Here is a 13,844-nt window from a genome sequence, read left to right as displayed (position 1 = left end):
TCGTGCTTCCCCGAGCGCCGTGGCGTACGCCCCCGGGCGGAGTGGCGCGGGGCCGCCCGAACGCGCGGCGTGGGTTCCAGAACGGCCCGGCGCACGGCCCCGAACGGCGTGGCGTGGGTTCGTCCGGAACGGCCCGGCGTCGGGCGCCGAAGGGGTGCGGCGCGGGGCCCCGACGTGGCGTGGGTCCCGTCGCGGCGCCCGGCGTCGCGGGACCCCGAACGCCGGGACGCACGCCCACCGGTAAACGCCGCGGCGCACGGCCCCGAACGGGTGCGGCGTAGCCCCGAACCCGCGGCACGGGCCGCGGCACGGCCGGACGAACGCCCGGCCCCGGGCACGCCGCGGCCCGGCCTCCGCCGCGGGGCCGCGCTGCGCGCGCCCGCCGGCGGGGGCCGGGCCGGGAGACAGGATGTCCGCCGGCTCCCCGCGTCCGGAGCCACCGGGAGCCGAGCGGTGACGACGGGCCCGTGGCCGGAGCCACCGGGAGCCGGACGGCAACCGGCGGGACCGGTGGCCGACCACGTCGGGGCCGGGCCGGGGAGCCGGAGCCTAGGCCGCGACCTGGACCGGGCTGTCGGCCGTGGCCGGGGTCAGGGCCAGTTCCAGCACCTGCCGGACGTCGGAGACCGCGTGCACCGAGAGCTTCTCCAGCACCTCGGCGGGCACGTCGTCCAGGTCAGGCTCGTTCCGCTTGGGGATGACCACGGTGGTCACCCCGGCGCGGTGCGCCGCCAGCAGCTTCTGCTTGACCCCGCCGATCGGCAGCACCCGGCCGGTCAGCGAGACCTCACCGGTCATCGCCACGTCCGGCCGCACCTGCCGGCCCGACAGCAGCGAGGCCAGCGCGGTGGTCATGGTGATACCGGCACTGGGGCCGTCCTTGGGCACCGCGCCCGCGGGGACGTGCAGGTGGATGCCGCGCTCCTTCAGGTCGCCGACCGGCAGCTCCAGCTCCGCGCCGTGCGACCGCAGGAAGCTCAGCGCGATCTGCGCCGACTCCTTCATCACGTCACCGAGCTGGCCGGTGAGGGTCAGCCCCGCGCCGCCGGTCTCCGGGTCGGCCAGCGACGCCTCGACGAACAGCACGTCACCGCCGGCGCCGGTGACCGCCAGGCCGGTCGCCACCCCGGGGACCGCGGTGCGCCGCTCGGCCGGGTCCTGGGCGGACTCGGGGGTGTGGTGCGGCCGGCCGATGAGCGGGCGCAGCTCGTCCACCCCGATGGTGAACGGCAGGTCACGTTCGCCCAGCTCGCTCTGGGCGGCCACCTTCCGCAGCAGCCGCGCGATGGACCGCTCCAGGGTGCGCACGCCGGCCTCGCGGGTGTACTCGCCGGCCAGCTTGCGCAGCGCCGCCTCCGCCACGGTCACCTCGCCCGGCTCCAGCCCGGCCCGCTCCAGCTGGCGCGGGAGCAGGTGGTCACGGGCGATGACGACCTTCTCGTCCTCGGTGTAGCCGTCCAGCCGGACCAGCTCCATCCGGTCCAGCAGCGCCTCCGGGATGGACTCCAGCACGTTGGCGGTGGCGAGGAAGACCACGTCCGACAGGTCCAGCTCGACCTCCAGGTAGTGGTCCCGGAAGGTGTGGTTCTGGGCCGGGTCCAGGACCTCCAGCAGCGCGGCGGCCGGGTCGCCCCGGAAGTCCGAGCCGACCTTGTCGATCTCGTCGAGCAGCACGACCGGGTTCATGGACCCGGCCTCCTTGATCGCCCGGACGATCCGGCCGGGCAGCGCGCCGACGTAGGTGCGCCGGTGGCCGCGGATCTCCGCCTCGTCCCGGACGCCGCCGAGGGCCACCCGGACGAACCTGCGGCCCATGGCGCGGGCGACGCTCTCGCCGAGGCTGGTCTTGCCGACGCCCGGCGGGCCGACCAGGGCGAGCACCGCGCCCCCGCGCCGCCCGCCGATCACGCCCAGGCCGCGGTCGGTCCGGCGCTTGCGGACCGCCAGGTACTCGGTGATGCGCTCCTTGACGTCCTCCAGCCCGGCGTGGTCGGCGTCGAGCACGGCCTTGGCGCCGGGGATGTCGTAGGCGTCCTCGGTGCGCTCGTTCCACGGCAGCTCCAGGACGGTGTCGAGCCAGGTGCGGATCCAGCTGCCCTCGGGGCTCTGGTCGCTGGCCCGCTCCAGCTTGTCGACCTCCTTCAGGGCCGCCTCGCGGACCTTCTCGGGCAGGTCGGCGGCCTCCACCCGGGCCCGGTAGTCGCCGGACTCGTCCTCGGCGGTGCCGTTGAGCTCGGCCAGTTCCTTGCGGACCGCCTCCAGCTGGCGGCGGAGCAGGAACTCGCGCTGCTGCTTGTCGACGCCCTCCTGGACGTCCTTGGCGATGGCCTCGGCGACGTCCTGCTCGGCGAGGTGGTCGCTGAGCCGGGTGATCGCGAGCTTCAGCCGGGCCACCGGGTCGGTGGTCTCCAGCAGCTCCACGCGCTGCTGGAGGGTGAGGAACGGCGAGTACCCGGAGTTGTCGGCGAGCTGCGAGACGTCGTCGATCTGCTCCACCCGGTCCACGATCTGCCAGGCGCCGCGCTTCCGCAGCCAGCTCGTGGCGAGCGCCTTGTACTCGCGCATCAGCTCGGCGACCGCACCGGGCAGCGGGGTGGGCACCTGCTCGTCGATGACGGTGCCCTCCACCCACAGCGCCGCGCCGGGGCCGGTGGTGCCGGCGCCGATGCGCACCCGGCGCACACCGCGGATGAGCGCCCCCGGGTCACCGCCGGAGAGCCGGCCGACCTGCTCCACGGTGCCGAGCGTGCCGACGGCGGCGTAGGTGCCCTCGATCCGCGGCACCAGCAGCACCTGGGGCTTTCCTCCCTCGCGGTGCGCCTCGCCGGCCGCGGACGGTTCGGAGCGGGCGGCGGCCTGGGCGGCCTCCACGGCGGCCCGGACATCGGCGGCGGAGAGGTCGAGCGGCACCACCATGCCGGGCAGCACCACCTCGTCGTCGAGCGGCAGCACGGGCAGGGTGAGCGTTACGGACGTCGAAGCCATGGTCTCCCCTTCGGCAAGCAACTTGAGCTGTACCGACTCAATGCTTCTGCGCCTCTCGGTGTTCCCCACCCTCTGTTCGCCCACAGCGAACGCCTCCATACCCCTCAGCCGGGGCTCGGGAGAAGCCCTCGGAGGCGGGTGCCGGCCCCGGACCCGACACCCGGCACCGACCCGGACCCGGAGCCGGGCCCTGACAGAACACCCCGCGCGCCGCGACCCATCCCGGCCCCACTCCCCGCACCGGCGCACGCGAGGTCCGGGCGCGGATCCCTCCACCAGCGCTCCCTTGCGCTCCCGCACCCCCCTTCACGCTCCCGCGAGCCCCTCCGCCCGGCAGCCAGAACCCCCTCCGGCGCCCCCTCCGTGCCCCCTCCGAGCCCGACCGGACCCCCTCCAGCCCCACCGGACCCCCCACCGAGCCGCCCGCGGCGCCGCCCGCCGAAATCCCCCGGCACCGGCCGCCGGTCCCCGGTACGCTCCCCGGTTCCGGAGGCGGCCGCCGGCCCCCGGCATGATCGGAACCGGCCACGGAGCCACCCCCGCCCGACGGTTTACGGTGTGATTTCCCTCACTTCGTACAACCCCCGTACCGTCTTGTTCGTCGCCCGCAACGCCGCCTGGAGGCCCCCCATGCACCCGCCGCTGCACGACACCGCCGCCGACCTCCCGCCGGTGGTCCTGGACCGCCGGGACGGGCCCTTCGGCGAGGTCGTGCTGCGGCGGCGCGGCACCCGTCCCGCGGTGTACGAGATCATCGCCAACGGCTGCTTTCTGATGGACACCTCCGACGGCCGCTCCGAGCGGCTGCTGGTCCGGGCGGCGCTCGGCGCGCTGCCCGCCGACCGCACCGCGCCCGCCCTGCTCATCGGCGGACTGGGCGTCGGCTTCTCGCTGGCGGAGGCCGCCGCGGAGCCCCGCTGGGGCCGGATCTCCGTGGTGGAACGGGAGTCCGCGGTCATCGACTGGCACCGCGCCGGCCCGCTGGCCGAGATCTCCGCCGGCGCCCTCGCCGACCCGCGGACCGAGCTGATCGCCGCCGACCTGGTCGGCCATCTTCGTGCCCCCGGCACCCGGTACGACGCGCTCTGCCTGGACATCGACAACGGGCCGGAGTGGACCGTGACCGAGGACAACGAGGGCCTGTACTCCCCCGCCGGGCTGGCCGCCTGCGCGGCCCGGCTGACCCCCGGCGGGGTCCTCGCGGTGTGGTCCGCGCAGCCCTCCGCGGCGTTCGAGGAGGCCCTCCGTAATGCCGGGTTCACGGGCGTACGGACCGAAGAGATCGCCGTTGCCCGGGGTGTCCCGGACGTGGTCCACCTCGCGACTCGGGGTGCGTAGCCGAGCTACACACGGTGGCTTTACGCTGCTTGCCTACGAGTGCGGCCGGGCACAACGACCAGGCACGGGACCGCGGGTCGCCGGGCACGGGACCCGGGTTGAAGGAACGACGCAGGGGCGGGCGTATGGAGCAGACTCACACCACCCACAACGGCGCCGCCGCGACCACGCCCGGAGCACAGCGCCGGGTCCTGGTGGTCGAGGACGACCCGACCATCGTGGACGCCATCGCGGCCCGGCTGCGTGCGGAGGGCTTCCAGGTGCAGACCGCCGGGGACGGCCCGGCCGCGGTGGACACCGCCGAGGCGTGGCAGCCGGACCTGCTGGTCCTGGACGTGATGCTGCCCGGCTTCGACGGGCTGGAGGTGTGCCGCCGGGTGCAGGCCCGGCGGCCGGTGCCGGTGCTGATGCTCACCGCGCGCGACGACGAGACCGACATGCTGGTGGGCCTGGGCGTCGGCGCCGACGACTACATGACCAAGCCGTTCTCCATGCGGGAGCTGGCCGCCCGGGTCCACGTGCTGCTGCGCCGGGTGGAGCGGGCCGCGCTCGCCGCGCACACGCCGCGCAGCGGCATCCTGCGGCTGGGCGAGCTGGAGATCGACCACGCGCAGCGGCGGGTGCGGGTCCGTGGCAACGATGTCCACCTCACCCCCACCGAGTTCGACCTGCTGGTGTGCCTGGCCAACACCCCGCGGGCGGTGCTCTCCCGGGAGCAGCTGCTCGCCGAGGTGTGGGACTGGGCCGACGCCTCCGGCACCCGGACGGTGGACAGCCACATCAAGGCCCTGCGCCGGAAGATCGGGGCGGAGCGCATCCGCACCGTGCACGGCGTCGGCTACGCCCTGGAGACACCGGCGGCATGAGGGCGGTGCCGGGCCGGGAGCTGTGGAGCCGACTGTGGGAGGCGCTGCGGCCGATCGACCCGTACCGCTCGATGAAGGCCGCGCTGGGGGCGCTGGTCATCGGTTCGGTGATCATCACCACCCTGCTGGTGTTCGTGGCCGCCCGCTCCGACACCGAGCTGCGCATCATCACCATCTTCTCGATCATCGCCTCGCTGCTGATCACGCAGTTCGTGGCGCACGGCCTGTCGGCGCCGCTGGACGAGATGACCGAGGTCACCCAGGCGATGGCGAACGGGGACTACACCCGGCGGGTGCGGGCGGCCGAGCGGCGGGACGAGTTCGGGGAGCTGGCCACCGCGTTCAACCGGATGGCCGAGGACCTGGAGGCGGTGGACACCCACCGCAAGGAGCTGGTGGCGAACGTCTCGCACGAGCTGCGCACGCCGATCGCGGCGCTGCGGGCGGTGCTGGAGAACGTGGTGGACGGCGTCTCGGAGGCCGACCCGGAGACCATGCGGGTGGCGCTGCGGCAGACCGAGCGGCTGGGCCGGCTGGTGGAGCAGCTGCTGGACCTGTCCCGGCTGGACAACGGCGTGGTCCCGCTGCACGCCCGGCGCTTCGAGGTGTGGCCCTACCTGGCCGGCATCCTCAAGGAGGCGAGCATGGCCCGCGACGCCGCCCCCAGGGCCCGGACGGGCGCCCGGGCGCGCAAGGACGTCCACCTCAACCTGGACGTCTTCCCCTCGGACCTGACCGCGCACGCGGACGCCGAGCGGCTGCACCAGGTGGTCGCCAACCTGGTGGACAACGCGATGAAGCACAGCCCCCAGCACGGCCGGGTCACGGTGCGCGCCCGGCGCGGCGAGGGGCCGCAGAGCCTGGAGCTGGAAGTGCTGGACGAGGGGCCGGGCATCCCGGAGGCGGAGCGGTACCGGGTCTTCGAACGGTTCAACCGGGGCGGCCCCACCCCGCAGGGGCCGAGCGGTGACGGCGGGACCGGACTGGGGCTGGCGATCGCCCGGTGGGCGGTGGATCTGCACGGCGGTCGCATCCGGGTGGCCGAATCGCCGCGGGGCTGCCGGATCCAGGTCAGCCTTCCGGGGACCCTTCGGGACGCCGGTTGACGTAGGGTCGTGACGGAAGCACACATGCGGGCATGTGGGCACGGCTCGACTGTCTCCTCGCGCAGGGAAAACCACGGGTGTTTCCCGCCACGTCACGACTTAAAACCCGTCGATCAATGTGATGTGCGCGACGTTGACCAGTGCGACCTGCACGTAAGGTGTGGGAAGGCGTAGCCTTTATTCCCGCTGTCCACCACCTAAGGAAGCGGAAGAGGGCGGTTGCCGCCGTGTCGCCACAGTCCCCCAACAGTTCGAGCGTCTCGACCGACCAGGACGGGCAGGGGAAGAACCCTGCCGCCGCGTTCGGTGCCAATGAGTGGCTCGTCGACGAGATCTACCAGCAGTACCTCCAGGACCCGAACTCGGTCGACCGAGCCTGGTGGGACTTCTTCGCCGACTACCAGCCGGGCAAGGACACCGGCTCCGCCGGGGCCTCCCCGCAGCAGCCGGTGAGCGGAAGCCCGGCGCCGGCCGCTCCGGCGGCCCCGGCCCCGAAGCCCGCCGCCGCGCAGCCCCCGGCGGCCCCGGCGCCGGCCCCGAAGCCCGCCGCGCAGGCGTCCCGCCGCCCCGGCCCCGGCTCCGAAGCCCGCCGCCGCCAAGCCGGTGCCGGCCGCCAAGCCGCCGACCGCCAAGGCGGTCGAGCCGGCCTCCGCACCCACCGCCCCGGAGTTCGTGACGCTGCGCGGCCCGTCCGCCGCGGTCGCCAAGAACATGAACGCCTCGCTGGAGCTGCCGACCGCCACCTCGGTCCGCGCGGTCCCGGTGAAGCTGCTGTTCGACAACCGGATCGTCATCAACAACCACCTCAAGCGGGCCCGGGGCGGGAAGGTCTCCTTCACCCACCTCATCGGCTACGCCATGGTGCGGGCGATCAAGGCGATGCCGTCGATGAACTGGTCCTTCGCGGAGAAGGACGGCAAGCCGACCCTGGTCAAGCCGCCGCACGTCAACCTCGGCCTCGCCATCGACCTGGTGAAGCCCAACGGTGACCGGCAGCTGGTCGTCGCGGCGATCAAGAAGGCCGAGACGCTCGACTTCTTCGAGTTCTGGCAGGCCTACGAGGACATCGTCCGCCGCGCCCGGGCCAACAAGCTCACCATGGACGACTTCACCGGCGTCACGGTCTCGCTGACCAACCCGGGCGGCATCGGCACCGTGCACTCGGTGCCCCGCCTGATGCCGGGCCAGTCGGTGATCATGGGCGTGGGCGCCATGGAGTACCCGGCGGAGTTCCAGGGCACCTCCCAGGACACGCTCAACAAGCTGGGCATCTCCAAGGTCATGACGCTGACCTCGACCTACGACCACCGGGTGATCCAGGGCGCCGCCTCCGGCGAGTTCCTGCGGATCGTGTCGAACCTGCTGCTGGGCGAGGACAACTTCTACGACGACGTCTTCGAGGCCCTGCGCATCCCGTACGAGCCGGTCCGCTGGCTGCGGGACATCGACGTCAGCCACGACGACGACGTCACCAAGGCGGCGCGGGTCTTCGACCTGATCCACTCCTACCGGGTCCGCGGCCACGTCATGGCCGACACCGACCCGCTGGAGTACCGCCAGCGCAAGCACCCCGACCTGGACATCGTCGAGCACGGCCTCACCCTGTGGGACCTGGAGCGCGAGTTCGCGGTCGGCGGCTTCGCCGGCAAGTCGATGATGAAGCTGCGCGACATCCTGGGCGTGCTGCGCGACTCGTACTGCCGCACCACCGGCATCGAGTTCATGCACATCCAGGACCCCAAGCAGCGCAAGTGGATCCAGGACCGGGTGGAGCGCCCGCACACCAAGCCGGAGCGCGAGGAGCAGCTGCGGATCCTGCGCCGGCTCAACGCGGCCGAGGCGTTCGAGACCTTCCTGCAGACCAAGTACGTCGGCCAGAAGCGCTTCTCGCTGGAGGGCGGCGAGTCCGTCATCCCGCTGCTGGACGCGGTGCTGGACGCGGCGGCCGAGTCGCGCCTGGACGAGGTCGTCATCGGCATGGCGCACCGTGGCCGCCTCAACGTGCTGGCCAACATCGTCGGCAAGTCGTACGCGCAGATCTTCCGCGAGTTCGAGGGCAACCTCGACCCGAAGTCGATGCACGGCTCCGGCGACGTGAAGTACCACCTGGGCGCCGAGGGCACCTTCACCGGCCTGGACGGCGAGCAGATCAAGGTCTCGCTCACCGCCAACCCCTCCCACCTGGAGGCGGTGGACCCGGTCCTGGAGGGCGTGGTCCGCGCCAAGCAGGACATCATCGGCAAGGCGGGCACGGACTTCACCGTGCTGCCGGTCGCCCTCCACGGCGACGCGGCCTTCGCCGGCCAGGGCGTGGTCGCCGAGACGCTGAACATGTCGCAGCTGCGCGGCTACCGCACCGGCGGCACCGTGCACATCGTGATCAACAACCAGGTCGGCTTCACCGCCGCCCCGGCGGCGTCCCGCTCCTCGATGTACGCCACCGACGTGGCCCGCATGATCGAGGCGCCGATCTTCCACGTGAACGGTGACGACCCGGAGGCCGTGGTCCGCGTCGCGCGGCTGGCCTTCGAGTTCCGCCAGGCGTTCAACAAGGACGTCGTCATCGACCTGATCTGCTACCGCCGCCGCGGTCACAACGAGACCGACAACCCCGGTTTCACCCAGCCGCTGATGTACGACCTGATCGACAAGAAGCGCTCGGTGCGCAAGCTGTACACCGAGTCGCTGATCGGTCGCGGCGACATCACGCTGGAGGAGGCCGAGCAGGCGCTGCAGGACTTCCAGGGCCAGCTGGAGAAGGTGTTCGCGGAGGTCCGCGAGGCCACCTCGCAGCCGCTGCCGGCCCCGGTGTCCGAGCCGCAGGCGGAGTTCCCGGTCGCGGTGAACACCGCGGTCAGCCAGGAAGTGATCAAGCGGATCGCCGAGTCCCAGGTCAACATCCCCGAGCGGGTCACCGTGCACCCGCGTCTGCTGCCGCAGCTGCAGCGGCGGGCGGCGATGATCGAGGACGGCACCATCGACTGGGGCATGGGCGAGACCCTGGCCATCGGCTCGCTGCTGATGGAGGGCACCCCGGTCCGGCTGGCCGGCCAGGACTCCCGCCGCGGCACCTTCGGCCAGCGCCACGCGGTGCTGGTGGACCGGGAGACCGGCGAGGACTACACCCCGCTGCTCTACCTCTCCGAGGACCAGGCGCGCTACAACGTCTACGACTCGCTGCTGAGCGAGTACGCGGCGATGGGCTTCGAGTACGGCTACTCGCTGGCCCGCCCGGACGCGCTGGTGATGTGGGAGGCGCAGTTCGGCGACTTCGCCAACGGCGCGCAGACCGTGGTGGACGAGTTCATCTCCTCGGCCGAGCAGAAGTGGGGCCAGACCTCCGGCGTCACGCTGCTGCTGCCGCACGGCTACGAGGGCCAGGGCCCGGACCACTCCTCCGCCCGGATCGAGCGGTTCCTGCAGCTGTGCGCGCAGAACAACATGACGGTCGCGATGCCGACCCTGCCGTCGAACTACTTCCACCTGCTGCGCTGGCAGGTCCACAACCCGCACCACAAGCCGCTGATCGTCTTCACCCCGAAGTCGATGCTCCGGCTGAAGGCGGCGGCGTCGAAGGCGGAGGAGTTCACCAACGGCGCGTTCCGGCCGGTCATCGGTGACCAGAAGGTCGACCCGGCCGCGGTGCGCAAGGTCGTCTTCACCTCCGGCAAGGTGTACTACGACCTGGACGCCGAGCGGGACAAGCGCGGCGCGCTGGACACCGCGATCGTCCGGCTGGAGCGCCTGTACCCGCTGCCGGGTGCCGAGCTCCAGGCCGAGCTGGCCAAGTACGCCGGTGTGGAGAAGATCGTGTGGGCGCAGGAGGAGCCGGCCAACCAGGGTGCCTGGCCATTCATCGCGCTCAACCTGATCGACCACCTCGACCTGGCGGTCGGCGCGGACGTCCCGGCCCGCGACCGGCTGGTGCGGGTCTCCCGCCCGCACTCCTCGTCGCCCGCGGTGGGCTCCAACAAGCGCCACCAGGCCGAGCAGCAGGCGCTGGTCAACGAGGTCTTCGACATCTGAGACCGCTGACCCCGCCGGGAGCCCCGACACGGCCGATACGGCCGGCCCGGGGTTCCCGGACCCGACCGGAAGGCCCGGTCCCGCACCACGCGGGGCCGGGCCTTCCGGCATCCCCGGCGGCGCGGCCCCTGTGGCTCCGCGCCGGCGGGGGCCGTACGCGCGGCAGTGGCGGCCGTTCGCGGTGGCGGTCGTCCCGCCACAGGTGGCCGGTCCCACCGCCGACGGCGGCCTCCCGCGGCGGTGCGCCGGGGTGCGGGCGGGGCGTCCGGTGCCCCCGGAGCGCGTCCTATCCTGGAGCCGTACGGTCCCTGCGTCCCCTGGAGATCCCCTTGTACTTCACCGACCGCGGCATCGAGGAGCTGGAGAAGCGGCGCGGCGAGGAGGAGATCACCTTCGAGTGGCTCGCCGAGCAGCTGCGCACCTTCGTGGACCTCAACCCGGACTTCGAGGTGCCCGTCGAGCGGCTCGCCACCTGGCTGGCGCGGCTGGACGACGAGGACGAGGAGTAGCGGCGGCGGCCGGGCGCGGCCCGGCCGTCACGCCACCACCGGTCCGCGGCCGGGGGCGCCCGTCTCGTGGTCCAGCCGGGGGTCGCAGACCAGGACCGCCTGCTGGAGGCGCTGGAGCCGCACCGACGGTTCCAGCCCCAGCTCCTCGGCCATGGTCAGCCGCAGCCGCTGGTAGACCGCGAGGGCCCGGGTGCGCTGGCCGGACCGGTGCAGGGCGAGCATGTACTGGCCGTGCATGCCCTCGTGGAAGCGGTGCTCCACCACCAGGGAGGCCAGGTCGCTGAGGGCCTCCTGGTGGCCGCCGAGCCGCAGCCGGGTCTCGATGCTGCGTTCGGTGACGGTGAGCCGGGACTGTTCCAGCCGGGCCACCTCGGCCTGGAGGTGGCGGCCGTGCGCCACGTCCACCAGGGCGGGCCCCTGCCAGACGGCGAGGGCGCGGCGGAAGGCGGACTCGGCGGTGCGTTCGTCGCCGGCGTCCAGCGCGCAGTCGGCCTCGGCGACCAGGTCGTAGTAGCGGTGGACGTCGAGCTGTCCGGACCGCAGGACGAAGCAGTATCCGCCGGGCCGGGTCTGGAGGATGTCCCGGGCGACCGCCGCGGGCGCCACCGCCAGCGCCGAGGCGAGCAGCTTGCGCAGGTGGAGGATGTAGGTCTGGAGCGTCGTGGGGCCGGTGCGCGGCGGCTGGTCGCCCCACAGTTCGGCCATCAGGGTCGCCGCGGGCACCACCCGGCCCTCGTTGAGCAGCAGCAGTGCGAGCACCTTCCGGGGCTTCATCGCCGTCGGTACCGCGGAGCGGGTGTCGTGACGCAGTGTCAGCGGGCCCAGGACGTTCACGTACATGGTTGCCACCTCCTCGCACTTCACCTGCGGTAGGCGCGGACGAACAGGTCGGCGGCCTCTTCGCAGATGGCTGCGGCCTCCGTCCCGGTGAGCGCGCGGGTGCCGTACATCGACCGGTGCAGTCCCTGCTGGACCACGAGCGCCACGAACTGGCGGGCCCCGGTCTCGGGGTCGGGGACGTCCAGTTCCCCGCCCGCCGCCCGGCGGAGCAGCTCGGCGGCGAGGTGGTCCACGAGCTGCTGGGGCTCGCCCTCGGCGCAGGCCGGGCGGAGCGAGGGGTGCCGGGCGACCTCGGCGATGACCAGCCGGCGCAGCGCGGAGGCACGCTCGTCGAGGAGGACGGCGAGCACCCGGTGGCCGAAGGCGGTCAGGTCGGCGGCGAAACCGGTGGCGGCCGGGGCGGCGGCCGGGGTGTCCGGGCCGGCTCCGGGCCCGGGTCCCGGCCCGACCGCGGCGCCGGGTCCGGGGTGCCGGGGCCGGGTCCCGGTTCGGGGCCGGGTCCGGACCCGGGGCGGGGCCGGGTACGGGTATGGGGGGCGGGGGTGAACGCCTCGGCGACCCGGCGGCGCTCCCCCTCCACCGCGGCGATGAAGAGACGTTCCTTGTCGCCGAAGTGGTTGTAGACGGTCTGCTTGGAGACCCGGGCGGCGTCCGCGATGGTGTCCACGCTGGCCCGCTGGTACCCCTCCCGGAGGAAGACCTCCACCGCGGCGTCGAGTATGGCCCGCCGTTTGGCCGGGGTCGGGCCGGCCGGCCGGCCCGGCGCCTGGCGTGGCTCGGCTCTCCCGGTCCCCTTTCCGGGGTCGTTCCCGGCGGCCGCCCGAAGCAGATGCCCGCTCTCCGTCCGCATCGTTGCCCGTGTCCTCTCGCTCCGTTCCGCACTGGTGAGGGGACCAGTCTGCTCTTGCCCCGAATGGACTGGCGAGTCTAGCCTTCCGTACCGGAGTGGACTAGGCAGTCCAGTCCAATAAATTGGCACCATCCTCACGAGGAGAGGTTCATGAGCGCACCGGAGAACAGCGGCACCGACGACCTCATCACCCTGCCGGCGCAGGCGCAGGACCAGCTGTTCCGGGAGGCCCGTACCGCCAACACCTTCACCGACGAGCCGGTGACGGACGAACAGGTCCGCGCCATCTACGAGCTGGTGAAGTTCGGGCCCACGTCGTTGAACCAGCAGCCGCTGCGGGTGGTGCTGGTGCGCTCGGCCGGGGCCCGGGAGCGGCTGGTGTCGATGATGACCGGCCGGAACCAGGAGAAGACGGCGAAGGCCCCGCTCGTCGCGGTGCTCGGCGCCGACCTGGACTTCCACGAGGAGCTGCCGAAGCTGGTGCCGTTCATGGAGAACCCGCAGGCGCTCTTCGAGGACCCGGCGGCGCGCGCCGAGTCGGCGAAGTTCAACACCGCCATCCAGATCGGCTACTTCATCATGGGCGTGCGGGCCGCCGGGCTCGCCGCGGGCCCGATGATCGGTTTCGACCGGGAGGCGGTCACCAAGGAGTTCTTCCCGGACGGGCGGCACGCCGCCCTGTGCGTGGTGAACATCGGCCGGCCGGGGCCGGACGCGTGGATGGGCCGGCTGCCGCGGCTGGCGTACGACGAGGTGGTCAGCACCGTCTGAGCCGCCGGCCGGAGGGGCCGGCCCCCGATCGCTCGGGGGCCGGCCCCTCCGGTGGATCCGGAGACCGGCTCCGGGCCGCTCCGGAACAGCTGCCGGCCGGCTGCCGGTCAGCTCTCGATCAACTCTCGATCAGCTCGTGGAACGCGACGGTGTCGAAGATGTCCTCCATGCGGGTCGCCCGGCCGTCCCGCATGGTCCACGAGTGCACGAAGTCCAGCGTCACGGTGGTGCCGCGGCGGCTGGTCACCTCACGCGTGCCGAAGACCACGATCCGGTCGCCCTGCTCGATGAACTCGCGCGGCTCCAGCCGCATCCCGCCCAGGACGGTGGGCACGTGCGCCAGGAACTCCTTGATCCCGGCGTGGCCGTGCTTGGTGCCCCCCAGGCCGTACTTGGCCATGCCGTCGGGGTGCACCCACTCCACGTCCGGGTGCATCGCGGAGAGCAGCGCCTCCACGTCGCGGGTGCGGAACCCCTCGTAGCTGCGCCGGATGGCCCGCAGGTTCGCGGACACCTGCTCTTCGGTGGTGGTCTGTTCCGTCAGATCTGCCAT

The 13,844-nt window shown here is 73.0% G+C and carries 10 protein-coding genes and 1 pseudogene; 6 read left to right on the top strand and 5 right to left on the bottom strand.

Annotated features, from left to right (window positions below):
- Positions 1-549: 549 nt before the first annotated feature.
- Positions 550-2,985 carry an endopeptidase La gene (lon, locus tag IHE55_RS20270; RefSeq protein ID WP_197990303.1) on the bottom strand — a complete coding sequence of 812 codons (2,436 nt, stop codon included), beginning with the start codon at positions 2,983-2,985 and terminating at the stop codon, positions 550-552.
- Positions 2,986-3,615: 630 nt separating this feature from the next.
- Between lon and IHE55_RS20265 the strand changes: the two genes are divergently transcribed.
- The 5 genes and pseudogenes from IHE55_RS20265 to IHE55_RS20245 all read left to right on the top strand — a co-directional run bounded on the left by IHE55_RS20265 (position 3,616) and on the right by IHE55_RS20245 (position 10,830).
- Positions 3,616-4,323, top strand: coding sequence for a spermidine synthase family protein (locus IHE55_RS20265; protein ID WP_197992137.1), 708 nt, complete (start codon positions 3,616-3,618; stop codon positions 4,321-4,323).
- Positions 4,324-4,448: 125 nt separating this feature from the next.
- Positions 4,449-5,189, top strand: a complete 741-nt coding sequence (locus tag IHE55_RS20260) for a response regulator transcription factor (RefSeq protein ID WP_144381476.1) — start codon at positions 4,449-4,451, stop codon at positions 5,187-5,189.
- Positions 5,186-6,295 carry a HAMP domain-containing sensor histidine kinase gene (locus IHE55_RS20255; RefSeq protein WP_197990302.1) on the top strand — a complete coding sequence of 370 codons (1,110 nt, stop codon included), beginning with the start codon at positions 5,186-5,188 and terminating at the stop codon, positions 6,293-6,295. The genes IHE55_RS20260 and IHE55_RS20255 overlap by 4 nt, the downstream gene beginning before the upstream one ends.
- Positions 6,296-6,522: 227 nt before the next feature.
- Positions 6,523-10,321, top strand: a pseudogene (locus IHE55_RS20250) (multifunctional oxoglutarate decarboxylase/oxoglutarate dehydrogenase thiamine pyrophosphate-binding subunit/dihydrolipoyllysine-residue succinyltransferase subunit).
- A 329-nt stretch (positions 10,322-10,650) separates the two neighbouring features.
- Positions 10,651-10,830: a DUF6104 family protein gene (locus IHE55_RS20245; protein WP_152776632.1), complete on the top strand. Its 180-nt coding sequence runs from the start codon at positions 10,651-10,653 to the stop codon at positions 10,828-10,830.
- 27 nt (positions 10,831-10,857) lie between these two features.
- Here the strand turns inward: IHE55_RS20245 and IHE55_RS20240 are convergent, their stop codons facing one another.
- Genes IHE55_RS20240 through IHE55_RS31545 form a run of 3 tightly spaced genes read right to left on the bottom strand, consistent with a single transcriptional unit; the run spans position 10,858 to position 12,376 of the window.
- Positions 10,858-11,670 (bottom strand): AfsR/SARP family transcriptional regulator, encoded by an 813-nt coding sequence (locus IHE55_RS20240; protein WP_197990301.1) that lies wholly within the window; start codon positions 11,668-11,670, stop codon positions 10,858-10,860.
- Positions 11,671-11,690: 20 nt separating this feature from the next.
- Positions 11,691-12,020, bottom strand: coding sequence for a TetR/AcrR family transcriptional regulator C-terminal domain-containing protein (locus IHE55_RS20235; protein WP_307826754.1), 330 nt, complete (start codon positions 12,018-12,020; stop codon positions 11,691-11,693).
- Between the two features lie 17 nt (positions 12,021-12,037).
- The gene (locus IHE55_RS31545; RefSeq protein ID WP_372442703.1) at positions 12,038-12,376 is read right to left on the bottom strand and encodes a TetR/AcrR family transcriptional regulator; all 339 of its coding nucleotides are present in this window, start codon (positions 12,374-12,376) and stop codon (positions 12,038-12,040) included.
- Positions 12,377-12,670: 294 nt separating this feature from the next.
- Between IHE55_RS31545 and IHE55_RS20225 the strand changes: the two genes are divergently transcribed.
- Complete coding sequence (locus IHE55_RS20225) at positions 12,671-13,291, top strand: malonic semialdehyde reductase (RefSeq protein ID WP_197990300.1); 621 nt, start codon at positions 12,671-12,673, stop codon at positions 13,289-13,291.
- Between the two features lie 118 nt (positions 13,292-13,409).
- Here the strand turns inward: IHE55_RS20225 and IHE55_RS20220 are convergent, their stop codons facing one another.
- On the bottom strand, positions 13,410-13,844 hold the full coding sequence (locus IHE55_RS20220; protein ID WP_197990299.1) for a nuclear transport factor 2 family protein: 435 nt from the start codon (positions 13,842-13,844) through the stop codon (positions 13,410-13,412).

The sequence above is a fragment of the Streptomyces pactum genome (assembly GCF_016031615.1).
GTDB classification, from domain to species: domain Bacteria; phylum Actinomycetota; class Actinomycetes; order Streptomycetales; family Streptomycetaceae; genus Streptomyces; species Streptomyces pactus.
This window is presented reverse-complemented; position numbering and strand designations above follow the sequence as displayed.